Annotated in this window: 23 protein-coding genes and 1 other RNA gene; 7 read left to right on the plus strand and 17 right to left on the minus strand. The window is 67.0% G+C overall.

Translation table 11 applies throughout. The features are described from left to right. Positions 1-130: 130 nt before the first annotated feature. Positions 131-574, plus strand: coding sequence for a DUF3617 domain-containing protein (locus tag LWH48_RS10635; RefSeq protein WP_232912542.1), 444 nt, complete (start codon positions 131-133; stop codon positions 572-574). Positions 575-639: 65 nt separating this feature from the next. On the opposite strand, the gene LWH48_RS10640 is transcribed toward LWH48_RS10635, so the two are convergent. Then, a complete protein-coding gene (locus LWH48_RS10640; RefSeq protein WP_232912543.1) occupies positions 640-3,753 on the minus strand; it encodes an efflux RND transporter permease subunit in 3,114 nt (1,037 codons plus the stop codon). Further along, positions 3,753-4,847: an efflux RND transporter periplasmic adaptor subunit gene (locus LWH48_RS10645; RefSeq protein WP_232912544.1), complete on the minus strand. Its 1,095-nt coding sequence runs from the start codon at positions 4,845-4,847 to the stop codon at positions 3,753-3,755. Before LWH48_RS10645 ends, LWH48_RS10640 begins: the two co-directional genes overlap by 1 nt. Before the next feature lie 233 nt (positions 4,848-5,080). Between LWH48_RS10645 and LWH48_RS10650 the strand changes: the two genes are divergently transcribed. Further along, positions 5,081-6,256: an NAD(P)/FAD-dependent oxidoreductase gene (locus LWH48_RS10650; protein WP_232912545.1), complete on the plus strand. Its 1,176-nt coding sequence runs from the start codon at positions 5,081-5,083 to the stop codon at positions 6,254-6,256. A gap of 39 nt (positions 6,257-6,295) precedes the next feature. On the opposite strand, the gene LWH48_RS10655 is transcribed toward LWH48_RS10650, so the two are convergent. Then, on the minus strand, positions 6,296-7,030 hold the full coding sequence (locus LWH48_RS10655; protein ID WP_232912546.1) for a ParA family protein: 735 nt from the start codon (positions 7,028-7,030) through the stop codon (positions 6,296-6,298). A gap of 85 nt (positions 7,031-7,115) precedes the next feature. Next, a complete protein-coding gene (locus LWH48_RS10660; RefSeq protein ID WP_232912547.1) occupies positions 7,116-7,574 on the minus strand; it encodes a DUF4149 domain-containing protein in 459 nt (152 codons plus the stop codon). A 160-nt stretch (positions 7,575-7,734) separates the two neighbouring features. On the opposite strand from LWH48_RS10660, the gene LWH48_RS10665 reads away from it, so the two are divergent. Continuing rightward, a complete protein-coding gene (locus tag LWH48_RS10665) occupies positions 7,735-8,112 on the plus strand; it encodes a ribonuclease domain-containing protein (protein ID WP_232912548.1) in 378 nt (125 codons plus the stop codon). After that, positions 8,109-8,609 (plus strand): barstar family protein, encoded by a 501-nt coding sequence (locus LWH48_RS10670; RefSeq protein WP_232912549.1) that lies wholly within the window; start codon positions 8,109-8,111, stop codon positions 8,607-8,609. Before LWH48_RS10665 ends, LWH48_RS10670 begins: the two co-directional genes overlap by 4 nt. Here LWH48_RS10670 and LWH48_RS10675 read toward each other — a convergent pair. The 4 genes from LWH48_RS10675 to LWH48_RS10690 all read right to left on the minus strand — a co-directional run bounded on the left by LWH48_RS10675 (position 8,581) and on the right by LWH48_RS10690 (position 10,743). Continuing rightward, the gene (locus LWH48_RS10675) at positions 8,581-8,865 is read right to left on the minus strand and encodes a YqjK-like family protein (RefSeq protein WP_232912550.1); all 285 of its coding nucleotides are present in this window, start codon (positions 8,863-8,865) and stop codon (positions 8,581-8,583) included. The two genes, LWH48_RS10670 and LWH48_RS10675, sit on opposite strands and share 29 nt — an antisense overlap. Further along, a complete protein-coding gene (locus LWH48_RS10680) occupies positions 8,855-9,262 on the minus strand; it encodes a phage holin family protein (RefSeq protein ID WP_232912551.1) in 408 nt (135 codons plus the stop codon). The genes LWH48_RS10675 and LWH48_RS10680 overlap by 11 nt, the downstream gene beginning before the upstream one ends. Then, positions 9,262-9,585, minus strand: coding sequence for a DUF883 family protein (locus LWH48_RS10685; protein WP_161432653.1), 324 nt, complete (start codon positions 9,583-9,585; stop codon positions 9,262-9,264). The genes LWH48_RS10680 and LWH48_RS10685 overlap by 1 nt, the downstream gene beginning before the upstream one ends. Before the next feature lie 96 nt (positions 9,586-9,681). Continuing rightward, complete coding sequence (locus LWH48_RS10690) at positions 9,682-10,743, minus strand: phospholipase A (protein ID WP_232912552.1); 1,062 nt, start codon at positions 10,741-10,743, stop codon at positions 9,682-9,684. 210 nt (positions 10,744-10,953) lie between these two features. On the opposite strand from LWH48_RS10690, the gene mscK reads away from it, so the two are divergent. Next, positions 10,954-14,325, plus strand: a complete 3,372-nt coding sequence (mscK, locus tag LWH48_RS10695; RefSeq protein WP_232912553.1) for a mechanosensitive channel MscK — start codon at positions 10,954-10,956, stop codon at positions 14,323-14,325. A gap of 17 nt (positions 14,326-14,342) precedes the next feature. Here the strand turns inward: mscK and LWH48_RS10700 are convergent, their stop codons facing one another. From LWH48_RS10700 to LWH48_RS10710, 3 genes are all read right to left on the minus strand, one after another. Then, positions 14,343-15,107: a TlyA family RNA methyltransferase gene (locus LWH48_RS10700; RefSeq protein ID WP_232912554.1), complete on the minus strand. Its 765-nt coding sequence runs from the start codon at positions 15,105-15,107 to the stop codon at positions 14,343-14,345. A gap of 19 nt (positions 15,108-15,126) precedes the next feature. Then, the gene (locus LWH48_RS10705) at positions 15,127-17,166 is read right to left on the minus strand and encodes a hypothetical protein (RefSeq protein WP_232912555.1); all 2,040 of its coding nucleotides are present in this window, start codon (positions 17,164-17,166) and stop codon (positions 15,127-15,129) included. A gap of 65 nt (positions 17,167-17,231) precedes the next feature. Further along, on the minus strand, positions 17,232-18,455 hold the full coding sequence (locus LWH48_RS10710; RefSeq protein WP_232912556.1) for an ATP-grasp domain-containing protein: 1,224 nt from the start codon (positions 18,453-18,455) through the stop codon (positions 17,232-17,234). A 245-nt stretch (positions 18,456-18,700) separates the two neighbouring features. Here LWH48_RS10710 and ffs point away from each other — a divergent pair. Continuing rightward, positions 18,701-18,797: signal recognition particle sRNA small type (gene ffs, locus LWH48_RS10715), an RNA gene on the plus strand. 230 nt (positions 18,798-19,027) lie between these two features. After that, positions 19,028-20,410: a WG repeat-containing protein gene (locus tag LWH48_RS10720; RefSeq protein WP_232912557.1), complete on the plus strand. Its 1,383-nt coding sequence runs from the start codon at positions 19,028-19,030 to the stop codon at positions 20,408-20,410. A gap of 102 nt (positions 20,411-20,512) precedes the next feature. On the opposite strand, the gene LWH48_RS10725 is transcribed toward LWH48_RS10720, so the two are convergent. The 6 genes from LWH48_RS10725 to LWH48_RS10750 form a co-directional block, all read right to left on the minus strand. After that, positions 20,513-21,292, minus strand: a complete 780-nt coding sequence (locus tag LWH48_RS10725) for an amino acid ABC transporter ATP-binding protein (protein ID WP_269816178.1) — start codon at positions 21,290-21,292, stop codon at positions 20,513-20,515. Between the two features lie 22 nt (positions 21,293-21,314). Then, on the minus strand, positions 21,315-21,968 hold the full coding sequence (locus LWH48_RS10730; RefSeq protein ID WP_161432660.1) for an amino acid ABC transporter permease: 654 nt from the start codon (positions 21,966-21,968) through the stop codon (positions 21,315-21,317). Positions 21,969-22,001: 33 nt separating this feature from the next. After that, on the minus strand, positions 22,002-22,658 hold the full coding sequence (locus LWH48_RS10735; protein ID WP_161432661.1) for an amino acid ABC transporter permease: 657 nt from the start codon (positions 22,656-22,658) through the stop codon (positions 22,002-22,004). Between the two features lie 81 nt (positions 22,659-22,739). Beyond that, positions 22,740-23,543 carry a transporter substrate-binding domain-containing protein gene (locus LWH48_RS10740; protein WP_232912558.1) on the minus strand — a complete coding sequence of 268 codons (804 nt, stop codon included), beginning with the start codon at positions 23,541-23,543 and terminating at the stop codon, positions 22,740-22,742. A gap of 165 nt (positions 23,544-23,708) precedes the next feature. Next, positions 23,709-24,899, minus strand: coding sequence for an acetyl-CoA C-acyltransferase (locus tag LWH48_RS10745; RefSeq protein WP_232912559.1), 1,191 nt, complete (start codon positions 24,897-24,899; stop codon positions 23,709-23,711). Next, a partial coding sequence (locus LWH48_RS10750; protein ID WP_232912560.1) for a M20/M25/M40 family metallo-hydrolase occupies positions 24,896-25,836 on the minus strand: 941 nt, incomplete at its 5' end. The genes LWH48_RS10745 and LWH48_RS10750, both read right to left, overlap by 4 nt.

The following is a 25,836-nucleotide window of genomic DNA, read 5'->3' on the forward strand; positions in this document are numbered from 1 at the left end:
GCGCGAATGCAAGCGGTTTCCTGGCTGCGGCCATTGGTGCCCACAGCTCGGGAGCTGCATAGCGTCCCGGGCTGTGCCGGGGTGCGCCGGTCCGCTATGCTGGGGGCGAATCCACGACAGGGAGAGTCCCATGTCCTTACGCACCATGTCATTGCCCCCCATGCTCGCCGGCCTGCTGCTGGCACTGCCTATGACTGCCCTGGCCGAGACGCCCAACATCGTGCCCGGGGAGTGGGAGTTCACCAGTACTACCTCAGTCTCCGGCGACCTGCCGATCCCTGACCAGACAGAGACGACCCGCGAGTGTATCGCCCAGGGTGACCTCGCCGATCCCGACTTCCAGATGATCGAGGAAGAGGAGGGGTGCGAGCTGCTCGAGCACAATGTCGGTGTCGATGGCATGGACTACCGCATGGTCTGTGAGGCCGAGGGTGGTCAGGCGGACATCGTCGGCCATATGGACTTCCTCGGCGAGACCACCGAGGGCCGCGTGGAGGTTACCGTCCAGTCGCCGCAGATGGGCGAGATGGAGATGGTTACCGAGGTCGAGGGCCGTCGCATCGGCGACTGCTGACAGCGATCATGCTGGTTGCAACGCAAGACGGCCACCCGTAGGTGGCCGTCTTGCGTTGAGTGGGCTCAATGCCCTTCCGGGGTGGCCTCCATCTCCTGCTCCAGGCGCCTGGCCACATCGCCGGGAGAGCCGGTGCGACGTGCCAGCAGGTCGTAGGCCACCGGCACCACGAACAGTGTGAACAGGGTGGCGGCGGCCAGGCCACAGAGGATGACGATGCCGATCACCAGGCGGGTCTCGGCGCCGGCGCCACTGGAGATGATCAGCGGCACAGCGCCGGCCATGGTGGTGGCAGCGGTCATCACGATGGGGCGCAGGCGAGTTACCGAAGCCTCCACCAGTGCCTCGTGGAAGTCCATGCCCTGATCGCGCAGCTGGTTGGCGAACTCCACGATCAGGATGCCGTTCTTGGCGGCGAGCCCCACCAGCATCACCAGCCCCACCTGGCTGTAGATGTTCAGCGACTGGCCGGTGACATAGAGCCCCAGCAGGGCGCCGCAGATTGCCAGGGGCACGGTGAGCATGATCACGAAGGGGTGTACGAAGCTCTCGAACTGGCCTGCCAGCACCAGGAACACCACCAGGATTCCCAGCCCCAGCAGGAAGCCGGTGGCGCCGCTCGCCTCCTGGTAGTCCCGCGAGGCGCCCTTGACGTCGGTCTGGGCCTCGGGCGGCAGCAGCTCACGCACCGTCTCCTCGAGATACTCCAGGGCCTCGCCCAGCGGATAGCCGTCGGCCAGGTCCGCCTCGAGGGTGATGGCGCGAACCCGGTTGAAGCGGTTCAGTGTGCTGGGGCCGGCGAAGTCGGAGATGCTCACCAGGCTGGCCAGGGGAATCAGCTCCCCGCTGCGCTGTGAGCGCACGCGCAGGCTCTCCAGGCTCTGCGGGCTGGGGCGCGCGCCGGGTTCGCCTTCGAGGATGACATCGTACTCCTCGCCGTCGTCGATATAACGGGTCGCGGTGCGCCCGCCCAGCAGGGTCTCCAGGGTGCGGCCGATCTCGGTGACGGTAACGCCCAGTTCGGCGGCCCGTTCGTAGTCGATGTCGACTTCGAGCTGGGGCTGACTCTCCTCGTAGTCGCTGTCCAGGCCGGTCAGGCGAGGGTTGTCCTCACGAATATGCTCGAACAGGGTGTCGCGCCACTCGGCCAGCTCTTCGTAGGTGCCGCCGCCGAGCACGAACTGCACCGGCTTCTCGACACTCGAGCCGAAACCCTGGCGCATCACCGGGAAGGCGCGAACACCGGGCAGGTCGGCGAGGTTGCGTCGGATCTCGTCCATGATCGCCCACGCCGAGCGCCGCTCGCCCCAGTCGGCCAGGTTGACGATCACGAAGCCGCTGTTGAAGTTCTCGATATTGCCCCAGCCGCGTGGCGCGCGTACCACCACACGGTCGACTTCACCGGTCTCGAGCATCGGCAGCAGCCGTGCCTCGATCTCGTCCATATAGTCGAGCATGTAGTCATAGGTGGCGCCGGGGGGGCCGTTGACCAGTACCCAGAAGTTGCCGCGATCCTCCTGGGGGGTGTACTCGTTGGGCAGCTCGGCATTCAGCCAGACCATGCCGCCGATCACTCCGAGCAACAGCGCCACCACCAGCAGGCGCAGCTTGAGGGCCCGCTCGAGGAGTCGCCGATAGACGCAACGCGAGTGCTCCAGTGCCCACTGCACGCCACGGGCGAGGCGTCCCTCGTGCATGCCCGACTTGAGGATCTTGGACGCCATCATCGGTGTCAGGGTCAGCGCCAGCAGGCTGGAGATAGCCACGGCGGCGGCCAGGGTCAGGGCGAACTCCGAGAACAGTCGGCCGATATCACCCTCCAGGAAGCTCAGCGGCACGAACACCGCGATCAGCACCAGGGTGGTGGCGATCACCGCGAAGGCGATCTGACGGGTGCCGCGGAAGGATGCTACCAGCGGCGTCTCGCCGTGGTCGTGCATGCGGCGGTGGATGTTCTCCAGCACCACGATGGCATCGTCGACGATCAGGCCGATGGCCAGCACCAGCGCCAGCAGGGTCAGCAGGTTGATGGTGAAGCCCATTGCCGCCAGGGCGCCGAAGGCGCCGATCAGGGCGATGGGCACGGTGACCGCGGGGATCAGGGTGGTGCGCAGGTTGCCCAGGAACAGGAAGATCGCCACCACCACCAGGCCCATGGCAATGAACAGGGTCTGCACCACCTGGGAGATGGCCCCCTCGACGAATACCGAGGAGTCGAAGTTCAGCGCCAGCGTCATGCCCTCGGGGAGTCCCGGCTGCTGCCGCGCCATTTCGGCCTGCACCTCCCGGGAGATCTCCAGCACGTTGGCGGTGGACTGCTTGACCATGCCCAGGCCCACCATGGGGGTGCCATTGCCGCGGAAGATGGTGCGCTCCTCCACGGCGCCGATCTCCACCCGGGAGATATCGCCCAGGCGTACCAGGTAGCCGTCGTCGGCCTCGTCCAGCACCAGGCTGCGGAAGTCCTCGGGCGTGGCGAAGCCGCGCGGCAGGCGCACGATGAACTGGCGCTCGCTGGATTCGATGGAGCCACCGGGAAGCTCGACGTTGTCGGCGCGCAGGGCGTCCTCGACGTCGCCGGCGGTGAGGCCGCGGGCCGCCATGGCATCGGCGTCGAGCCATACGCGCATGGCGTATTCTCGGCCGCCGCCGATGATCACCCGCGACACGCCGGGCTGGATCGAGAAGCGATCGACCAGGTAGCGGTTGGCGTAGTCGGTGAGCTCGGCCATGGTGTAGCCCTCGCCGGAGAGCGACAGCCAGATCACCACCTCGGAGCTGGAGTCGGCCTTCTCGACCTCGGGCGGGTCGGCCTCATCGGGCAGGTTGCCGGCGGCGTCGGAGATGCGATCGCGGATATCGTTGGCCGCCGAGTCGATGTCCTGGTCGAGACCGAACTCGATGTTGATGCTGGAGCGTCCGTCCTGGCTGGAGGAGGAGATCACCTGGATGCCGGAGACGCCGGCGATGCGATCCTCGAGCACCTGGGTGATGCGGGTCTCCACCACGCTGGCTGAGGCGCCCGGATAACGGGTATCGACACTGACGATAGGCGGGTCGATGGAGGGATACTCCTGCAGCGGCAGGCGCTGCAGGGCGAGCAGGCCGAAGGCCACGATCAGGGCGGCCAGCACGGTAGCCAGCACCGGCCGCTGGACGGAGATATCGGAGAGGCGCATCAGCCGTTGGCCCCTGCATCGTCACGGTCCTGGCGCAGCAGCTCGGGGACGCTGGTGCTCTCGTCGAGAATGCCCAGCAGGCGAGTCGGCTGGCCGTCGCGCACGCGCTCGGTGCCATGGGCCACCACCAGCTGGCCCACATCCAGCCCGTCGAGGACCTCTACCTCGCCCTGCCGACGGGCGCCGATGGTGATCTCGCGGCGTGTCACCCGGTGCTCGTCACTCGGCTCGAGGGTGAGCACGAACTGGCGGCGTCCCTGGGGGATCAGCGCCGACTCGGGAATCACCATGGCCTGGCGGGCCTCGCGCTCGACCGCCACGTTCATCAGCATGCCGGGACGCAGCTGGCCGTCGGGGTTGTCGATCTGTGCCCGCACGGTGATGCTGCGGCTGACCGGATCAACGCGGGTGCCGATGGTGTCGATCTCCCCCTGGAACGCGGTGTCGGGATAGGCGGCACTGGTGGCGCGCAGTGCCAGGCCCGGCGTGATCTCGCCCAGGGCCCGTTCCGGCAGGGTGAAGTCGAGCTTCATCACGTCGAGCTTGTCGAGGGTGACGAGCTCGGCGCCAGGGGTGACCAGGGTGCCCACGCTGACGTTGCGAAAGCCGACCCGCCCGGCGAAGGGGGCGTGGATGCGGTAGTCGGCCAGCCGCGCTTCCAGGCCCTGGATCTCGGCCTCGATTTGTCGCAGCCGCGCCTGGGCATCCTCCAGGTCACCCCGCGGTGCCAGGTTGCGTTCCTGCAACTGGCTAAGGCGATTGACGGCGTTGCGGCGCTCCTCGCGCAGGGCCTGGGCGGCCCGCAGGTCGGCCTGGGCCTCGTCATCGGCGAGGCGGACCAGCAGCTGCCCTGCCTCGACGCTGTCACCATCCCGGAAGTTCAGCTCGCGCACCACGTCGGTCACGGTAGCCGAGAGTGTCACGCTCTCGTCGGCGCGCAGGGTGCCCAGCGAAGCCAGTGGATCGGACCAGGGAGCCAGGCGCACCTCGGCGGCGATCACCGCGGTGGGCTGCTGGGCCTGGAGTGGCATGGCCACCACCAGCAGCAGGCCCAGCAGCAGGGGCAGGAGTCTTGGGACGTGGCGTAGGGGCATGGGGGCAGTCTTGTCGGTGGACGGTGGCTGGCGGTGTTCGCGCGATACTTGTACAGCGTAAACGGGGGCGGGCCGGGAGAGTGTGGCAATAATTCACAAGCCGGTATGCCGCCACTACCCCTACAATGTACAAGTCTTGTATATGTTTTGCCACCCTCGGCCTGGCCCGGCGTGACTGCTAGAATGCGCGCCTCGCCGTTGGCGGTACAGGCAATAGCCGGGAGGGCTTGAGGGTGACATACGATGTGGTGGTGATCGGCGCCGGTGCCGCCGGCCTGATGTGCGCACTTACCGCCGGATATGCGGGGCGACGGGTGCTGGTGGTGGACCATGCCAACAGAGCTGGCAAGAAGATCCTGATGTCCGGTGGTGGGCGCTGCAATTTCACCAACCTCAACTCCACGCCGGCCAATTTCTTCTCCGCCAATCCCCACTTCTGCATCTCGGCACTGAAGCGCTACCGGCCCGAGCACTTTGTCGAGCTGGTGGAGCGCCACGCCGTCGAGTACGTGGAGAAGGCCCCGGGGCAGCTGTTCTGCGCCGATTCCAGCAAGGAGATCGTGCGCGTGCTGCTCACCGAGTGCGAGTGGGCCGGAGTGGAGATTCGCCTGAAGACGCGTATCGACGCGGTGGAACGGCGGGGGGAGGGCGTCCGTCTGGCGACGTCCTCGGGTACGCTCGATGCCGGTGCCCTGGTGGTGGCCAGCGGTGGACTGTCGATTCCCAGCATGGGGGCCAGCGGCTTCGGCTACGAGATCGCCCGCCAGTTCGGCCTGGCGGTGACCGAAACGCGCCCCGCGCTGGTGCCCTTCACCCTGACCTCGCAGTGGAAGGCGCGCGCCGAGGCGCTGGCCGGGGTGAGCTGCGAGGTGGAGGCCAGTTGCCGGGGTGGGCGTTACCGTGAGCCGATGCTGTTCACCCATCGCGGCCTCTCCGGCCCGTCCATGCTACAGGTCTCGAGTCACTGGCAACCCGGCGACGAGATCGTCATCGATCTGCTGCCCGGTGAAGATGCCTTCGCGGCGCTGTGCACCGCCCGCGACGCGACCCCGAAGCGGCGCCTCTCCACCTGGCTCGGTGAGCGCCTGCCGAAACGGCTGGCCCAGGCGCTGGTGGAGTGGCAGGGCGATGACGGGGTGCTGGCGGAGTGCGGCAACGCTCGCCTGCAAGCCTGGACCGAGGCGCTCAATCGCTGGCGTCTCAAGCCCGCCGGCACCGAGGGGTGGCGCACCGCGGAGGTGACACTGGGCGGGGTCGATACCCGTGCCATTTCGTCCCGGGACTTCGCGGTGGCGGGGCTGCCTCAGCTGCGTTTCATCGGCGAGGTGCTGGATGTGACCGGGGAGCTGGGGGGGCACAACTTCCAGTGGGCCTGGGCCAGCGGGGTGGCCTGCGGCCAGAGCCTGTAGGCTATGCCCGGCATAGGCAGACCCGAAAGTAGGCGGTGCTCAGCTCAGTCGCTGGGCAACCTCTTCCCATAACTGGTGGTAGGCCTGGGCGGCGGCGGTGCGCGGCGCGAAACTGCGCAGTGGGGCGCGTTCGAGCCCCATGCGCTCAACCACACTGGCGCTCGGGATGGTATGCGAGAGACGCAGCGGCCAGTGCTCCGGCAGCGAATCGATGATCTCGCGGTGCAGGGTGCGGCGGCGGTCGGCCAGGGTGATGAAGGGCCATACCGGGCAGGGAATATCACGCTCGTCGAGGAAGTCACGCAGCTGCTCCAGGGTGCGTAGCGACAGCACCGTGGGCACGATGGGCACCAGCAGCGCATCGACGCTGGCGAAGACGCTCTCGGAGAGGGTCGAGAGACTGGGCGGGCAGTCCAGGATCACCAGGTCGTAGTCATCGCGGATCGGCTTGAGGATGCGCCGGAGCTGGTTGTCGTGCCGTTCGGCGAGCAGGTGGTCCAGTTCGCGTGAGGCCAGCGCCGCCGGCAACAGGTCGAGGTTCTCGACCTGGGTGGCGCGGATCACCTTGTCGTAGGCGGCCTTGCCCTTGACCAGCCGGGCGACCCCGCCGCGGACCTTGGGTTTGGCGCGCAGATAGAAGGTGGTGGCCGCCTGGGGGTCGAGGTCCCAGAGCAGTACACGCTGACCGGCGGCGGCCGCCTCGGCGGCCAGGTTGACCGCCGAGGCGGTCTTGCCGACGCCGCCCTTGATGCTGTAGAGGGCCAGCATGCGCAAGACGCATCTCCTGTGTCAGTAAGGCGAATAGTGATTCTATCAGGCCGCCACCGCCCCCATATGACAGAAGTATGACGGCTTGGTGTCACGCCAGATAGCGGCCGCCGGCGGCGATGGCGCTGGTCAACATGCCGAGGATCAGGTTGAGCCCCACCAGGCGGCGGATGCTGGCCAGCTGCTGGCCGCCTTCCGGCCAGGCCTCGGTGTCCACCGCCCGTTGCAGGCGCTGCCAGGGCACGAACCACAGGTGAAGATAGATGGCCATCATGGCCAGGCCCAGCGCCAGCATCAGGTGGATATGCCAGCGTGCTCCGGCCATGCCGCCGAACACCGCGAAGAGCATCCACAGTCCGGTGGCCAGCAGGACTGCCACGGCGGCCCACACCCAGGGGAAGAAGCGCGCGAATACGCCACGCCACAGGGTCAGCCGAGCGGGTGGCTCCAGCTGGCTGGCGGCTACCGGACGCAACACGATCCAGGCGAAGAACATGCCGCCGACCCAGATCACGGCGGCGAGAACGTGCAGGGTGATGGCGAGCGTCATGGGCGGCTCCTCGGGTCGAATCAGGCGAAGTGGCAGGGCGTGTCCCTGTCGGCACCATACCCCAGGCTAGCCCCCTGCCCAGGCGTGCAGGAGCGTGCCCTGGCGGTGGCCGGCACCCCGCGGCATCATGGGAGCCGTTTGGCTTGGCAACGAGGTCGTGATGAAGAAAGTGCTGTTGGTAGCGCTGCTGGCCCTGGCGGGCCTCTCCTGGTTCGAGGGAACGCTGGATTGGCGCGGTGGCGGTGAGCCACCCGCCGTGGAGCAGCAGCTGCCGGGGCAGGCGCAGATCGACGCGACCCTGCGGCTGATCGAGCGCGGCGGTCCCTTCCCCCACTCCCAGGACGGCACCACCTTCTTCAACCGCGAGGGCCACTTGCCGCAGGAACCACGGGGCTACTATCGCGAATACACCGTGGAGACCCCGGGGCTGTCCCATCGCGGGGCTCGCCGCATCGTGACCGGTGGCCAGCCACCCGAGGTCTTCTACTACACCGATGACCACTACGATTCGTTCCGGGTACTGGAGGATCGACGTTGACTGCCCCGCTGACCTCGCTCGAAGCCCTGGCTCGCTATCTGGAAGATCCGGCCCATGCCGGGGTGTATGGCATCGAGGCGTCGCATGCCGCGGGGCTGGACGCGGAGACGGCCGGCACAGTGGGGCTCGACTGGCGTGGCCTGGCGTCGGCGCCGTTCTGGAGCCGCGAGGCGCTGCTCGATGGCCTGGCCGAGAGCCTGGCGTTTCCCGATTACTTCGGGCGCAACTGGGATGCCGCCTGGGATTGCCTGACGGAGCTGGAGTGGGAGACGGGGAGGGCCCGGGTGGTGGTGGTGCCGGTCGCTGCTGCCGATGTGGCCGCCATGGCCGCCTTCCTGGAGTTGATGCAGGATGCCGCCGAGCACTGGGCGTCCCGCGGGCATGCACTGACCACGGTGATTCTCTGGGAGGGGGAGGCTCCGTCCTGGGCTCTGGAGTTGCCGGCGCTGCCCTTGGAGGCGCCGGGGCTCAGCGCAGCAGGCGCCGGACTCGGTTGACTACCAGGGCCCCGGCGGTGGCGCGGCGGCCGAGACGCAACAAGCGTCCCGGATGCCGGCCGATTCGAAACAGCAGCAATCCTCCGGCGGCATAGAGCGGCGCCTTGAAGCGCATCAGGTTGCGCCAGCCGTCATCGATGGGCCGGGTGGCGCTTCGCCAGAGGCTCGCCGCAACCAGGATATCCACGCGCTGCTGCTCGATTTGCGCCTCCAGTTCCGCCTTGGTGACGGTGCGGGAGGGGCGGTTAGTCGTCATGTCGACTCTCCCGACGATCCTGTTCGACCAGGTCGCGGTCGGTTGCGAGGTGCTTCAGGGTGCTGGCCAGCAGGGTACGCCGCCGGGCCAGCTGCAGTACTCGCAGGCACAGCAGCAGGCCTCCTCCCAGCAGCACTCCGGCGCTGACGCCGATGGCAGTCAGCCGGTAGCTATCCCAGAAGGCCACGATCACCAGGGTAGTGAGTACCGCGATGCCAAGCAGCAGCAGTATCATTGCCAGCCCGGCAAGCAGCAGCATGCCAACCAGGCGAGCGCGTTCCTCTTCCAGCTCCAGCACGGCGAGACGCAGGCGCGTCTCGCCGGTTGCCAGCAGGCTGCCCAACAAGCGCCTGCCGGCAGTGAAAACCCGCTGAGCCGGTCCCTGGCTGGATGCCATCAGCGACGCCCGATAAGCATGCCGATCACGACCCCTACACCGGCGCCGATGCCGATGCTGGTCCAGGGGTTGTCGCGGACGTAGCGATCGCAGGCATCCACCTGGTGGTCGAGAGTCTCACGGGCTTCCCCGTAGAGGCGCTCGCCGCGAGACTCGAGACGCTCGCGGGTTTCCTTGAGACGCTTCTCGGCTCGTGAACGCAGCTCCTTGATATTGCTGCGTGAGTCGTCGGCGGTGGCGCTGACCAGCTCCTCGATGGTCTGGCTGAGGTGCTGCAGGTCTTCCTTGAGCTGCTCGGTGGATTCTTGGGTGCGATTGGCCATGTGAGTCTTCCTGTGACAGTGGGTGACAGGCCCAGCATAGCAGCCGGGGCTCGGCTTGACAATGCCCCGGCGGCGGATGCTTGACGCCGATCAGGGCTAGCGCAGCAGACCGCTGCTGGGTGAGAACAGCGGGTTGAGGCTGAAGCCCAGGCTCAGGCGCTGTGTGTTCTGGTCGTAGTCGATCAGGCTCTCGCCGTAGCCGTGGTAATACTGCACGTGGGCGCGCACCTTGCTGTCGAAGAGCGGCCAGGAGTAGTCGAACTGGCCCCCCATGTGTCCCGCCCCGGGGTTGCCGCGCACCATCAGGCTGAGCTCGTTGTCGCCGAAGCGCCGGGCCAGCGTGATATCACCGTAGCCCATGTAGCGCTCGATATCGGGGTTGTCGTCATCGCCGGTGGTCTCCGGCAGACGGTAGTGGGGGGCCAGGCTCACCGCCCAGTCGCCACGCTGGAAGATCGTTTCCAGGTAGAGGCGGTTCCAGCTGCGCGACAGCTCGTTGGAGCGGCCGTTGGACTGGTGGTTGATGGACAAGCGATTGCGGATGTTGGCCCAGCCCAGCAGTTGCCAGTCGTTGTCGAAGCTCAGGAAAACCTCGGGTTCGTAGTTGGTCTCGCGGAAGGGCGAGGAGTCGTCGGTGTTGTAGGCTTGCCACCAGCTGCGCTGGGTATAGGCGAAGTACAGGTCCCCGGTGTTGCCGAACAGCCCTTCGGCGAGGGCGACCTTGGCGCTGAACTGGAACTTCAGCTCGTTGCGCTCCATGTTGTCTTCGCCGGTCAGCTCGCTATAGGCCGCATGGTTGGGCTTTCGGTTATAGGTGAACGGAAACAGGTAGTTGCGCCGGTAGGCGGTGATGGCATAGGGATTCCGATTGGAGGCCTGTTCCAGCTGGCGCCGCCCGGCGGCCTCGACCACGGCGATGTCGCCCGGGGCGATCGCCGGAGGTGAGGGCCAGGTGAACTCCCCGGCGCCCGCCGTAGCGGAAGCTGGCTCCTCTTCCAGGGCCTCGAGCCTTGCCTGCACTTCGGCGGCTTCGTTGTGCAGCTCGACCAGTCGCGCTTCCAACGCGGCGCGGTCGGCCTCATCGGAGGCTGCCTGGGTAGTGCCGGCGGCAAGCAGGGACAGGGCAGCAAGGACAGCGGTGCAAAGCGGCAAGCGCATGGAGAGGGTCCGGGTGCAGGATTAGACCTTTGTTCTACCATGCCCGCGAGACAAGTCAACCATCGGGCCGCCTGGCGATTGCCATGCCGCGAGCGTGGGCGGAGAATCGACGACCAGTGAAACCGACAGGAGAGCGGCGTGGACGGACGGTCAGGCGGTAGAGCCGGTGTTTTCGGATGGCGCCCAGCGGCATGCTGGCTATGGGGGCTGATGTGGCTAGCCCTGGCGCTGCCGGCCCTGGCACAGCAGGACCAGGATCCGCTACCCGAGCGTGCCGCCGTGGAGGAGCGGCTGGCCGCGCTGGAGCAGAGCGGAGGCGAGGGCGAGGAGGCCATCTCGAACGACGACCAGGCCGCCATCGACCGGCTCACGGAGACCCTGGCCGACCTGGATGCCCTGGCCGAGCTCGAGCAGCGTCGTGAGGCTCTCGAGAACCGTGTGGAGCAGGCCCCCCAGGAGCTGCTGCGCCTGGAGCGCGAACTGGAGAGCGAGGAGGCGGCGGCCACCCGTGTCTCCGCCGCTGAACTGAATGAACTGAGCCTCGACGAACTGGAGACCCGCCAGCAGGAAGCGGTGGTGGAACTGCAGCGCCTCCAGGATCGCCTCGCCGAGGTCAATGCGCAGCTGCTTACCGCCCAGACCCTACCGGAACGCGCCCAGAAGGCTATCGCCGATGCCATGCAACGGGTGGAACAGGCGCGACGCGACCTCGACGAACTGGATGTCAACGATGTCGCCGCGGACGATCCCAGGCGCTGGCAGCGCCAGGTGGCCCGGGCCCTGGCCGAGGCGCGGCTGCTCTATCACCAGCGCGAGCTGGGTACCAATACCCGCATGCGTGAGCTGGACCAGCGACGCCAGGAGCTGTTGACGCGGCAGCAGGCGCGTCAGGAGGCGGAGCTTGCGCTGCTGCAGAATGTCATCGAACGCAAGCGGAGACTGGCCTCCGAACAGGCTATCGCCGATGCGGTCCGGGATGATCCGCTGCTGGAGGAGGGGCATCCGGTGCTGGTGAGTGCCCAGCAGGTCAACCGCACCCTCAGCCAGGAGCTGCTGCGCGCCAACGATCGCAGTAACGTCCTGGTGCGCGAGAGTCTTATGGTACGCAGCAAGCTCGATCAGGTGCGCCAGCTGGAGCGTAGCCTCAACGAGCAGATCGAGGCGATTCGCGGTTCGACCCTGCTGGCGCGCATCCTGCGGGAGCAGCGCCGTGCGCTGCCCCAGGTGGAGTCGCAGCGCGACCTGCAGGACGAGATCGCCGATCTGCGGTTGCGCCAGTTCGACCTGGCGCGCCAGCGCGACCAGTTGCGCGAGGGGGAGCGCATGGCCAACCAGCGCCTGGCGGAGGCGGGAGTGGAGAGCAACGCGGAGCTGGTCGACTCTCTGCAGCGCCTCTATCAGTCCCGTCGCGAACTGGTCGACCGGCTAGAGCAGACCTATGGCAGCCTGCTCAGCTCGGCCATCGAGCTGCAGCTCAACCAGCAGCAGTTGCTGGAGACCTCTCGCGGGCTGCGTAGCACCATCGATGAGCAACTGTTCTGGGTCGCCAATACGCGCCCGCTGGGTCTGGCTTGGGTTCGCCAGCTTCCCGACAACCTCGCTCTGGAGTGGCGTGAAGGGGAGTGGCGCCAGGTGCTGCCCACCACCTGGAACCTGCCGTCGGCGGGGGCCCTGGCGGGATTGCCGCTGTTGCTGCTGGCGACCTTTTTGCTGTGGAGACGTCGGCGCCTCCAGACGCGTCTCGCCCGTCTGCATGAGCAGATAGGGCGCCTGCGCAGCGATAGCCAGCTGCATACACCGCTGGCGATACTCCTCAATGCGCTGCTGGCGGCACCGGGCCCGCTGCTGCTGGCGGCGGCCAGCCTGGCACTGCTCGCTGGCGGCGATGCCATCGCCGATGCGCTGGGCATGGCCGGGGTGCAGCTCTCCCTGGCGTGGGGCGTGGTGGCATGGTCGCGCCGCCTGCTGGCCACGGATGGCGTGGCTACCCAACACTTCCATTGGCCGGCGGGCTATGTGGCGCGCCTGCGTCGGCTGCTGGGCTGGCTGGGACTCGCCCTGATTCCGGTGCTCGGCATCGCGATCCTGGCCCGGGAATCCGAGTTCGGACTGAGTCATCGTCCGCTGGCGCTCAGCCTGCTGCTGCTCGGCTTGCTGGCCATGTCCGTGCTGCTGGCCAGGCTAATACTGGCCCACGCGCCGTTCTTCGGGGTCAAGCTGTTTCGTCTGGCGCTGGGCCTGACGATGGCGTGTGTGCCACTGGTGCTGGTCGGGCTGATTGTCAGCGGTTTCGAGTATACCGCCCTGAGCCTGGTCGGCCGCTTCGTGATCACGCTCTACCTGCTGGGGCTTTGGATCCTGGTGGAGGCATCGGTGGTTCGGGGCCTGGCCGTGGCGGCGCGGCGGCTGGCATTCCGGCGTGCCCTGGCTAGGCGCCGCGCCGAAGGCAAGGAGGGCGCCGACGGTGGGCCGGAGGTCGTCGAGGAGCCGCCGCTGGACATGGAGCAGATCAACCAGCAGTCGCTGCGTCTCTCCAAGTTGATCCTGCTGATCGGCTTCGTACTGCTGTTCTATCTGGTATGGGCCGATCTGCTCACCGTGCTGGGCTATCTGGAGGAGGTGGCGCTCTGGGGGGGCGAGGGAGATGACCTGGTTACCGATGCCCTGTCGGTGGCCGACCTGTTCATGGCACTGCTGATCATCGCCCTGACCCTGATGCTGGCGCGCAATCTGCCGGGCCTGCTGGAGGTCAGTGTGTTGTCCCGCCTGGAGTTGAAGCAGGGCAGCGCCTACGCCATCACCTCGCTGCTCTCCTACACCATCGTCGGCACCGGCCTGGTGGCGTCGCTGGGCACCCTGGGGGTCTCCTGGGACAAGCTGCAGTGGCTGGTGGCGGCGCTGGGTGTCGGCCTGGGCTTCGGCCTGCAGGAGATCTTCTCCAACTTCGTCTCGGGGCTGATCATCCTCTTCGAGCGACCGGTGCGTATCGGTGACACCGTGACCCTGGGCAACCTTACCGGCACGGTGAGCCGCATCCGCATCCGCGCCACCACGGTCACCGACTTCGACCGCAAGGAGATCATCATCCCCAACAAGACCTTCGTCACCGACCAGCTGATCAACTGGTCGCTGTCGGACACCGTCACCCGGGTGGTGCTGACCTATGGCGTGGCCTACGGCTCGGATCATCGCCTGGTACACCGCCTCCTGCGCCAGGCCGCCGACCAGAATGCCCGGGTACTGGCGGACCCCGAGCCCCAGGTGTTCTTCATGAACTACGGTGACAGTACCCTCGATTTCGAGTTGCGCATCTTCGTCAACAGCCTCGGCGATCGGCTCTTCGCCACCGACGAGATCAACTGCCGGGTCGGCGAGCTGTTTGCCGATCATGGTATCGAGATCGCCTTCAACCAGCTCGATGTCCGGCTGCATCGCGCCAGCGACGGGCTGGAGCGCCGGGTGGAGAGGCGCAGCGCCGAAGCGCTGGTGGAGCCCCATCCAGCGCCGGGTGCCCAGGGAGATCCGGGGGATATCGAGACCGGGGATGCCGATGGCGGAGAGGCGGGAGGCGACGGGCGCTGAACAGGCGCCCCTGGGGGTCAGCGCCGCACGGCGTGGAGCAGGAACTCGCGGTTGCCGTCGCCACCCAGCAGCGGGCTCTCCTGCCAGTGGCGGATCTCCAGGCCCACTTCAGCACAGCAGTCGCGGATGCGCGCCTCCACTTCGGCGTAGCGGCCAGCATCGGTGACCAGTCCTCGGGCGTTGACCCCACCGGGGCCCACCTCGAACTGGGGCTTGACCAGGCTAGCCAGCTGGCCACCAGCGGGTAGCAGTGCGGCCAGCTGGGGCAGGATCAGCGTCTGGGAGATGAAGGAGACGTCCATCACCGCCAGGTCCGGTCCGGTGGCGCTCTGCGCCGCGAAGGCCGTCTCGAGGCGGGTATCGTCGGCCATGGACCGGGCGTTGAGCCCCTCCAGGCAGGTCACCCGAGGATCTGCGCGCAGCTCGGGGTCGAGCTGGTCATGGCCCACCTCCACGCCGACCACATGGCGGGCACCGAAGCGCAAGGCGCAATCGGTGAAGCCGCCGGTGGACTGGCCCACGTCGAGCACGAGCCGGCCCGTCAGCTCAAGGCCTAGCGTCTCGATCAGCGCCTCGAGCTTGAGTCCCGCCCGGGAGACGTAGCGCTCCTCGGGGTCCTCTTCGACAATCAGCCGGGTATCGTCGGGGAGCTTCTCTCCGGGCTTGGTCAGAACCCGGCCGCCCTCGGCCAGGGCAACTCGCCCATGACGAATCAGCCGCTGGGCACGGGCACGGGAGCGGGCCAGCCCCTGTTGCAGCAGGAGCTGGTCTAGCCTGGGCATGTGACGTAAGACTCCAGGATCAGGGGCCCTCGTCGGCCTGCAGGTCGGTGGGTGGCACGCGGTCTGCGCCCCAGCTGCGGTGGATATGGCCGATCACCCGATCGAGCTCCTCCTGGGTGATCTGGGCCAGTTCGCCGCGCTCCAGGGGATCGTAGTGGAAGATGTAGAGTCGCGAGGCGAACTGCTCGAAGGGCAGCGATGCCTCTCCCGCACGCTCGCCGTGGCCGGCGGTGCTGACCTTGATGCCATCACCCCAGTCCTGGCCGCTGTCGTTGTTGGGGTTGTAGAAGTAGACCCGCATCACGTCGGAGGGGTCGAGGTTGACCCGCAGCACGGTGATGGCGTGCCAGCCGATGAAGCGGGCGGCGCTGTCGGTGACGGCAATGCCCGCCGGCTGCGGATGGATCAGCGGCTGGTTGCCGTTGTAGTAGGGGTGGTAGCTGGCATAGAAGTGGCGCAGGAAGGTATCCAGCTCATGCAGCTGGCCGCTGGCCACGTCGACGTTGATGCGAAAGCCTCGCCCGGACCACCAGCCGTGGAACTCGGGATTGACCCAGCGGTGCGGGTCGCCTTCGCGGCCGATGCAGCGTCGCCCCATCTCGGCGTAGATACGGTCGAGGTGGGGCACCACGATCAGCGACACCGGGTCGAGGTCCATGGGCAGACTCTGGGCCACCCCCGAGAGGCTGGCCATGGAGGAGATCGGCTGGCCCTCGAAGTGCATGATGATCTCGTCGTCACGCGCCGCCCAGGCCACCATCTGCAGCAGGTAGTCCGGGTCGTTGTAGGCCCACATGGAGAGCGCCCGGGCCGACTGGCAGGTGGGGTTGTTGCCCTGGCCCACACCCAGTGGCTGGCCAAGCATGCACAGCACCCCTTCGAGCAGCCTGGCCCGGGGCGAGATCGCCTCGCCGAAGGCCAGGTTGAGCCGCGCCTGGGACCATTCCGAGAGGGAGAGCCCCAGTTGGCGCCACATGGCCGGGGCCACCGGAGGCTGGTAGAGGATGCCGCGCTCGAGCATCAGCGCCAGGCCATAGGCGGCTTGGGGCGTGGCCGGGTGCACGCCGCCGCGGATCAGCGCCGAGACCAGCTCGCGATAGCAGAGCAGGCAGTCGCGGCCCGTGGCGGAGAGTCCCAGCGCCTCGGCCAGCAGGTGATCGCTGTGATCCAGCAGGTGGCGCAGCAGCACCGGATGGTAGGGCGAGACCAGGCCGGTATCGTGCATGGCGCGGGCGAAGCCGGTGGCCTCGCCCTGCAGGGCCGCGGTGTCCATGCTGGAAAGCCGTTCGCGGTAGGCCTCGACGCCCGGATCCTCGCGGCAGGCCCAGGTGGGGCCGAACAGCGAGCTGACCAGGCGATCGGCGCCCTGGCCGCTGGCGCCGAGATCGATATCCGGGTTGGTCTGGCACAGCGCGATCTGGGTGATCATCTGCTTGACCGGCTCCACCTGGATGGGCCGCTGCTGCAGGATGCGCCAGATCTCCTCGATCAGGCTGTCGACGATATGTTCGTAGCCGATGCGTTCGGCCAGATGACGGAACAGGTGGCGGGGGATATTGGCCAGGCGCCCCTGGGTCTCGCGTTCGGCCTCGCTGGGCGCGCCGAACAGCAGCCACAGGTTGATGGCCATCACCTGGGTCAGGTAGTGGTGTGCCTGCTCGGCGGAGATCATGGGGTGAAGGTACTCCCCCTTGGCCACCGCCAGCAGGCGTAGCTCGCTCAGCGCCTCGATGACCACCGTGTTGGGGTCGGCGCTCTTCAGTGCGTGGGTGGTCAACGTGGGTAGCAGGTACTGGGGGGTCTCCCAGTCGGAGCCGGCGAAGATGCCGGCCTGCTCGAGGGTCTGGGCGCGGGCCTCGATGGCCGCGGCACCCCCTTCCTGAAGGAGCACCCGGCGGGCCGTATCCAGCACCCGCGGCAGTTTACCGGGCTTGGCGAAGTCGCGCGCGCCATCGAGCAGGGCGGTCGCTTCGTCGAGCTTTTCCAGCAGGCCGCGCAGCTTGGCATCGTCGGGTGGCGACTCACCGCCACCCGGATGTTTCTCATCTTGCGTCGTCACGCTGAATCCTTGTCGTCCGGCTGTCATGTATTACATGACGCCTAGGTCACGCGAAGAAATCAAGCTCAGACATAGAAATCAAGATCTTCCATATGCTTGAGCAACTCCTTCATGCGCGCCGCCTCGTCGCCCTTGAAGTAGATCAGGCCCCAGTGGGTGCCGAAGGCCGTGCGCTTGGTGACGGTCTCCTCCATGGGCGCGGTGAGCTCGTGGGATTCGAAGTAGGGGTCGTCCTCGACCTCTTCGGGAATCTCCAGCTTGCTGACCACGCGGCGGCGCGGATAGACCCCGAAGCAGCCGGCATAGCCGTCGGCGTCCACCACTTCCTTGGGGAAGAAGGCCTTGACCTCCTCGGTGGTGGCCTTGGGGTCGAACACCAGCATGCTGGCCTGGTAGGCATTGAAGCCGTAGACCCGCTCGAGCAGCTCGAAGACCTTGAAGCCCGGCGGACGATAGGCCACCTCGCCGAAGTACATCTCGCCGTCGTTGGTGACGAAGTACTCGGGGTGGATCAGGCCGAACTCGATATCGAAGGCCTTGATCAGCTTCTCGATCTGGGCCTTGATCTGCGGGCGGTACTTCTCGAGCTCCGGGGAGGCCGGGACGAACACCGAATAGCCCAGGGTCACGTACTCGGAGATGTTGAGGAAGACGATCTTGCCATCGTGGATCCACGCCTCGACCGCGAATTCCCAGCCGTCCAGATGCGACTCCATCAGCACCGGGAACTCCTCGTCCGGGATGGTATCGACCTCGTCAGGAGTACGGATCACCCGGTGGCCCAGGCAGCCGGCCTTGTCGAAGGCCTTGAGGTGGATGGGGTCATTGGGGTCGCCGTCGAGCTTGAGCAGGGTCTGGTTGACCCGCTTCAGGAAGCGGATGACGTCTTCCTTGTCGTGGGCCTCCTCGAAGATGCCCACGCGAATGCCGCCCAGCTGGGCGCGGCGCTTCATCAGCGCCTTGTCGCGCAGCAGCAGCGACTGGCCATAGAGGCGCGGGTTGTCGAGCAGCACCGAGTTGATGGCGCCGGCCCACTCCACGGTCTCCTCGAACATGGGGATGGCGACGTCCACGCCCATTTTCTTGAGCGTCTCGGCGATCTCCATGGAGCGGTCGTTCAAGCGTTCGAAGTTCCACGGCACGTAGGGGATGTCATGCTTCTGGCAATACTCCTCCGCCCAGTCCGGCGCCACGACGACGTAGCGTCGGTCGAAGTTCTCGGCGGCTTCGACGGCGTTCAGGCTCCAGCCCAGCAGAGCGATATAGCCCTTGTTCGGATCCTTTTTCATGGGGCGCCTCCTGTGTTCGGCGATGAGCAAGCCTCCCTGACGTATCGTGCAGAGATAATGGCGTAAGGAAGGGTTGTCCTCACTCTACAGCACTCAGCGTTGGTCGACATCCCGGATTGTGTCGACGCGCCTCCTTGCTTGCCACCGGCGGCGCTGTTATAGTGCCGCCGCACTCGGCAAGACGTTGATCGCAAACGTTACACCTGCCGGGTTGGCATCATCGAGATGTCATGCTGTGGTGGCCCCGTCGGTCCTCCCGCAACGCTAGACCGCAAACCCCGCCAGGCCCGGAAGGGAGCAACGGTAGTGGTGGACGCGTGTGCCGGGATGTGGCTGTCGGGGCCGCCTCCATTTTGAGCGCCGGCTCCCCATCGTTCGCCTTTATCCCCGCCCCCTAGTCCGCTTTCACCTGCTGCTTCTTCGCGGCTGATGCCCTCTGTCCGTGGTCCATGTCCCCTGCGCATGAACGGGGCGCATTCCCGTGACTTGGTCCAGGCTGGATAACCCGCGCTTGTCTCAGCAAGGGCAGGTATCGGTATTTCATAGTCACTGGATCACAGGGGGACTCGCAAATGCGCAAATGGCCACTGATCGCCGCCGCATGCGGTCTGGGCGCCTGGGGCTCAGCCACCGCCCAGCAAACGACGCCGGGGGAGGATGATCTGAAGAAGCTGGCGTCCTGTGAGGGCGGTGCCTTCACGACCCATGAGGTCGCCGGCGCCGTTGCACGCTATGACGTCGTCGGCGCGGAAGCGGATCGCTGTCGGCTGCGCTTCACCTACCTTGAAAACCCCAACCCGCGGCTGGAGGGGAAGCCTCTAACCTTTCTCATCGACCCTTCGTCCGCGGACCTGACGGCCGAAGTCCAGCAGCAACTGGGCGCTTGCCTCGAGGGGAGCGGTCGGGACTGCCAGGGCGAGCTCTTTCGCGAACTGGGCGGCAGCGCGGGAAGGGCGACGGCACGGGCCGTGTCGGAAGGGGCGCTTCCTTGCGGGGAGCCCGTGGCCTCCCAGGGAGACCCTCTCTACCCCATGCCCCGTGAGGGCAAGTGGGGCTATGTCGATCGCAGCGGCGACTGGGTTATCGAGCCCCAGTGGGACCAGGCGACGGACTTCTCGGAGGGGCGTGCCGCCGTGGGTGGCTGGCGGCGCTGGGGCATCATCGATCGTGCCGGACGGCTGGTTTTGCCCCTGGAGTACGAGAGCCCCTCCTATTCCAACCTGGAAGGGCGGCGGGTCGTCTCCTCGCCTTTTGCGCCGTTCTCCGAGGGTTGCGCGGCCGCCGAAATCTTTACCCAGCAGGCCGAGTACCTGTTTGTCGATCGCGACGGTGCCCTCCATCGTCCTGTTCTGCCAGGTGGACAGGCGTTGGCAGGCCTGGGGAGCTTCTCGGAGGGGCTGGCCTGGTTCTCCTGGAGTGAGGATCTGGAGTGGCATTATGGATGGTTGGATCATCAAGGCCAGGTCGCCATTCCGGCGGAGTTCGCCGATGCCGGTGATTTCTCGCAGGGGCTCGCCCCAGCCGAGTCACGGCGGGGTGGTGCCGGCTTCATCAATCCCGACGGGCGGTTGACCCTGCCCCGCAAGTGGACGCTTGAGTCTGCCAGTGCCTTTTCCGAGGGTCTGGCACCGGTCTCCATCGAGCTCTTCCGCACGGTCTACATGGACGAGGAGGATTTCGTGATCATGCAGGCCCGAGATCCGCAAACCGGCCAGGAGGCGACGATCGAGATCGGCGGCGCCTTCCACAGCGGCCGCGCGCCGGTGCGGATGACGTTGGGAGAGGAGACGGTAATGGCCTATATCGACCAAGAGGGTGAGGTGGCCTTCGTGCCCGCGCGGTTGCCCGACCTGGTGCCTTGCCATACCGGGCGCCTACCGGAGTTCCGTCATGGCCTGCTGCGTTGCTGGTGGCGGAAGACGGGAAGCGCTGTGGCGAAGGCGCCTACGGCCTAGGCCTACCTCACTACGACGATGCCCATTACGTTTATTTGGACCCCCGGGGCGAGATCGTGCTGCGTCAGCAGGAATAGCGACTGACGATTGGCACTTGGGGGCTCATGTCTGGGTCCCCAGGTGCTTACGCAGGAAGTGCTGGGTGCGTTCCTGGTCGGGATGGCTGAACAGGTGGTCTGGGGTGTTGGCCTCGACCACCACGCCGCCGTCCATGAACATCGCCCAGTCGGAGACGTCACGCGCGAAGCCCATCTCGTGGGTGACGATCAGCATGGTCATGTGCTCCTCGGCCAGGCCCTTCATCACCTGGTTCACTTCCTCCACCAGTTCCGGGTCCAGCGCCGAGGTGGCCTCGTCGAAGAGCATCACCTTGGGGCGCATGGCCAGCGCTCGGGCGATCGCTACCCGCTGCTTCTGCCCGCCGGAGAGCGAGCTCGGATAGGCCTGGGCCTTGTCTGCCAGCCCCACCCGCTCGAGCAGCTCCATGCCCAGTTCCCGGGCGCTTTTCGTCTCCATGCCCTTCAGCTTGCGCGGGGCCAGGGTCACGTTGTCCAGCGTCGACATGTGCGGGAAGAGATTGAAGTGCTGGAACACCATGCCCATGTTCTGGCGGATATGGTTGATATGCCGCTCGAAGGCCATCCCCTTGAGGTCGGGGCGGTTCACCTGCACGCCATCGAGCAGGATCTGCCCCTCGTCGATCACCTCCAGGTTGTTGATGGAGCGCAGCAGGGTGCTCTTCCCCGAGCCCGAGGGGCCGATGATGGAGATGATCTTGCCGCGGTCCACTCTGAGGTCGATGCCCTTGAGCACCTCGAGGTCACCGAAGCGCTTCTTGACCCCCTTGAGCTCGACCATCGGCGTGTCTGTCGTCTGTGTCATGCGTAAGCCTCGTGGGTAGGGGTTAGCGGCGGTAGGCGGCGCGGCGTTCGATCCACGACTGGCCGGCCTCCATCATCAGGTTGATCAGGTAGTAGATCACGGCGATGGTGATGTAGAACTCGAAGGGTCGGAAGGTGATGCTGATCGCGTACTGGGAGACGTACACCAGCTCGCCGATGCCGATGGCGGAGAGCACCGCGATATCCTTCACCATGATGATCATGTTGTTGCTGAGCTGCGGCAGGGCGCGATAGAAGGCCTGGGGCAGGATGATGTAGAACAGCGTTCGCAGGTGGCCGAAGCCCAGGGATCGCGACGCCTCGTACTGGCCGCTCGAGACCGAGCGGATGGTGGCCATGAAGATGTCGGCGTTGTAGGCCATGTAGTGGAAGCCGAGTCCCAGGATCCCCACCACGATGGCCGGGATTAGGATCAGCTCGCCGAGGCCGAAGTAGAGGAAGTAGAGCTGCAGCAGCAACGGGGTGGTCATGAACAGCCAGATGAAGAAGCGCAGCGGCCAGTTCACCACCTTGCGGGTGTAGAGCGAGATCACTGCCACCAGCTGTCCGCCGAGGATCGACAGCAGGGCGACCGCCAGGCCGATCAGCAGGGTGACGCCCACCCCCTTGAGCAGGGTGGGGAAGTAGTCGATGACGGGGGTGAAGTCGAATTCCATGGTGCTGTCCTGGTGGTTGTGGTCCGGCAGGCGTTACAGGAAGGTGTAGCGCGTGGCTCGGCGGTAGAGGAACTCGACCATGCCCATGACGGCGTAGATGATCACGATGTACATCAGCGCGCTGAGCGTGAAGACCTCCAGAGGCTTGTAGGTGGAGCCGATCAGACGCTGCGCCTGATAGGTCAGCTCGACCACCGAGATGATCGAGACCAGCGAGGAGTTCTTGACCAGGATAATGGCGAGCACCCCGATGGAGCGGATCATCAGGCCCGCCGCCTGGGGCAGGATGATGTAGCGCAGCGTGGCCAGGCGCCCGAAGCCCAGGGATCGCGAGGCCTCGTTCTGGCCGCTCTCCACCGACTCGATGGCGCCGCGCATGGCCTCGCTCATGTAGGCCCCGATGTTGAAGGCGCCCACCACCACCCCGCAGGTGAAGGGGTCCAGGCGCAAGCCGATCGCCGGGCCTCCATAGAAGACCAACAGCAGCTGCACGAAATAGGGAGTGCCGCGCACCACGCTGATATAGGCGCGGGCCAGCCAGCGCGGCGGCGGCAGGCGGGCGGTCCTCATGACCACCAGCGCCGCGGCGATGAAGAAGCCGAAGAACAGCGCACGCGCGGAAATGTCGACGGTGACCCACGCCGCCTTCACCAGCAGCGGCGTGATGTCGATCATCAGGTTGAAGTCCATGGTCCTGTGACCCTGCGTTGTGGTTATCGTGACGGGTCGAGGCGACAAGGCCCCGGCCGAACGCCGGCCGGGGCCCGGGCCTCAGTTGAAATCGACGCCTTGGCCGATCCAGGTGTCGACGATCTCCTGGTAGGTGCCTTCAGCGCGGATCTCGGCCAGTGCCTCGTTGAGCGCCACTCTGAGCTCCGGTGAGCCCTTCTGGACGGCGATGGCGGCCGGGAAGCGCGGCAGCTCGCCGACGTCGACCTGCTTGATGGGCAGGTCGTCCTCGTTGAGCGCCACATAGACCGGGATGTCATCGGCCACCATCACGTCGATGCGCCCGGTGGTGAGGGCGTTGAGCATGTCCGGCAGCCCCTGGAAGGTCTGGTTGCGCCAGCGGCCGTCGGCCTTCTCGGTGGCCCACTGGTTGCCCGTCTCGCCGAGGGTCGAGCCGACCCGCTTGCCCTCGAAGTCGGCGATGCTGGCGACGTCGTCGGTCTCCTCCCGCACCCAGATCGAGAGGCCGGAGCTGTAGTAGGGGTCGGTAAAGTCGACCGCCTTCCGGCGCTCCTCGGTGGCGCTCATGCTGCAGATGCAGGCGTCGAAGCGACCACCGGCCAGGGCGGCGACGATGCCGTTCCAGGGCGAGGTCTGGATGTTGACCTCGACGTCCATCTTCTCGGCCAGGGCCTCGGCGATGTCCACATCGAAGCCGACCAGCTCGCCGTCGGTGTTGACGAAGCTGAAGGGCGGGTAGGCGCCGGAGTTAGCGACCTGGAACACATCCTCCTGGATGGCTGGGAGGTCCCGTGCCTGGGCCGGGAGGGTGGCGAGGGTGACGGCGCCCAGCAGGACCAGGGTGCCGACAAGGGGGCGAACAAGGCGGTTGTTGTGCATTGTCATGTTCGATACCTGCTTGTTGTCGTGGGTGGGTGTTGGCTCGGGTGAGCCTCTTCGGGGGCACGGGACGCCGGGGCGGCCCGCGACGAAGCACTGACTGACGGTGGTGACCTCCTTTCCCGACAGCGAAGTGGGATAGTCGAAACTAGCAGGCGCCAGCGGCGCCTGTCATACGCGCTCGAGGATCACGGCGATGCCCTGGCCGCCACCGATGCAGGCGGCCGCACAGCCGTAGCGTCTGCCTTCGACTGGCAGAATGCGTGCCAGGGTGCCGGCGAGCCGGATGCCGGTGGCGCCGAGCGGATGACCGAGCGCCAGCGCGCCGCCCCAGACGTTGACGCGCTCGGGGTCCAGTGCCAGCTCAGCCATGGCGTGCAGCGGCACGGCGGCGAAGGCCTCGTTGATCTCCCAGATATCGATATTCTCGACGTGGAGGCCGGTCTGCTGCAGCACGCGGCAAATGGCGGCGGCCGCACCGGCGCCCATTCGCTCCGGGGCGACGCCGCAATCGGCCACGCCCACCACCCGGGCCAGGGGCCTGGCGTCATGGCGCGCCAGGGCGTGCTCGGACATCAGCAAGGCGGCGGCGGCCCCGGAGGTGAGCGGCGAACTGTTGCCGGCGGTGACCTTGCCGCCTTCCAGAAATACCGGGTCGAGGCCGGCCAACCGCTCGGCACTGGTGTCGGCGCGGATATTGGCGTCCCGGGCGACCGGTTCGCCCTCGGCGTTGGTCAGGACCAGTCGCTCGTCGTCGAAGCGTCCCGCGGCATCGGCCGCCGCGGCCCTCTGGTGGGAGGCCAGGGCGAAGGCGTCCATGGCCTCGCGCTCGATGCCCGCAGAATCGGCCAGACGCTCGGCGGTCAGGCCCATGTTCAGGGCCACGTCGAGCTCGAGCCAGGGAGCCTGCTGGAGCGCGGCGGGGCTGGTCAGCACGCCTTCCTTGAAGAGCGCCGGCCCCATGGGCACCCGGGTCATGTTCTCGAAGCCGCCGGCGAGGCCCACCTCGATCGCCCCGGCCTGGATCTCCCGGGCGGTGCTGCGCAGGGCGGCCAGCCCCGAGCCGCACTGCTGGTCGATCTGACGGCTGGCGCAGCCGCGGCCTCGCTCCCCCAGGCGTTTGGCGAGCCACAGCGGATAGCGGCCGCCGAAGCCCCACTGCTCCTTCACCGGCAGGGCACAGCCCACACTCAGGTCTTCTATGGCAGCGCCGTCGAGGTCCTGGCGTTCGAGCAGGGCGTCGATCACATCGGCCAGCAGCTCGTCTCCGCGGGTATCGGCCCAGGCGTCCACCTCCGGCTTGCGGGGGTGGGCGCGGCTAAAGGCGCTGCGGGCGTAGTCGGCGATATAGGCGTCCTTCATGCGCTCGGCTCCTCTTGTGCTTGCGTGGCCTGCCGTCCCCAGCGGTGGAGGAACAGCGCATAGGTGGTCAGCACCTGGCGGATGGAGGCGATGTTGACGCACTCGTCCACGCCGTGGATGCGCTCGGCCACCGGGCCGTAGCAGGTGCCGTTGATCCCCCCGGAGACATGAAAGGCGCGCAGGTCGGTGGTGCAGGTGGAGAGGTAGTGGGCCGGCGGCTCCCCGAGCAGCGCCTCGTGGCACGCCGAGAGCAGCCGGATGCCCGGGGTGTCGAGGTCGACCAGGTGCCCTTCGGAGCGGAAGCCGTGGAAGCTCACCCGCGGCGGCGGGGTGGCGTCGTCGAGCTCGGCGTGGCGGGCGGCGATCGCCTCGCGCACCCGTGCCATGGCGTCGTCCGGGGACATGCCCGGGGGGAAGCCGACCCGCCCCTCGAGCAAGGCATGGGCCGGCACGCTGGAGGCCCAGTTACCGCCCTCCACCCGGCCGATGCTGAGGTTGAAGGGGTGGGGGTGGCCTTCGTAGGGCGCCGGGCGCGGCAGGGCGTTGATCTCAGCCTCCAGCGCCTTGAGCGCCGGCAGGTACGCCTGCAGGGTCTCGATGGCATTGCGGCCGGCGGCGGTGTCGAGCACGTGGGCGGGCAGGCCCTCGATATAGAGTCGGAACCACAGCACCCCCACCTGGCCGCTGTAGATCTGCGCGCCGAAGGGCTCGGGGATCAGCACGAAGTCGCCGCCGTAGCCCTGGTGCAGGCAGGCCAGGGCGCCGTTGCCGGTGCACTCCTCCTCGATCACCGTCTGCAGCGTCAGGGGGAAGTCGATGGTCGCCCCGGCCCGACGCACCGCCGCCACCGCCATCACCATGGCGGCGATGCCGGCCTTCATGTCGCCGGCGCCGCGACCGTAGAGCCAGCCGTCCTGCTCCCAGGGCTCCCAGGGCG

Origin of the sequence: Halomonas sp. G15, assembly GCF_021282295.1 — a bacterium.
In the GTDB taxonomy this organism is placed as follows: domain Bacteria; phylum Pseudomonadota; class Gammaproteobacteria; order Pseudomonadales; family Halomonadaceae; genus Halomonas; species Halomonas alimentaria.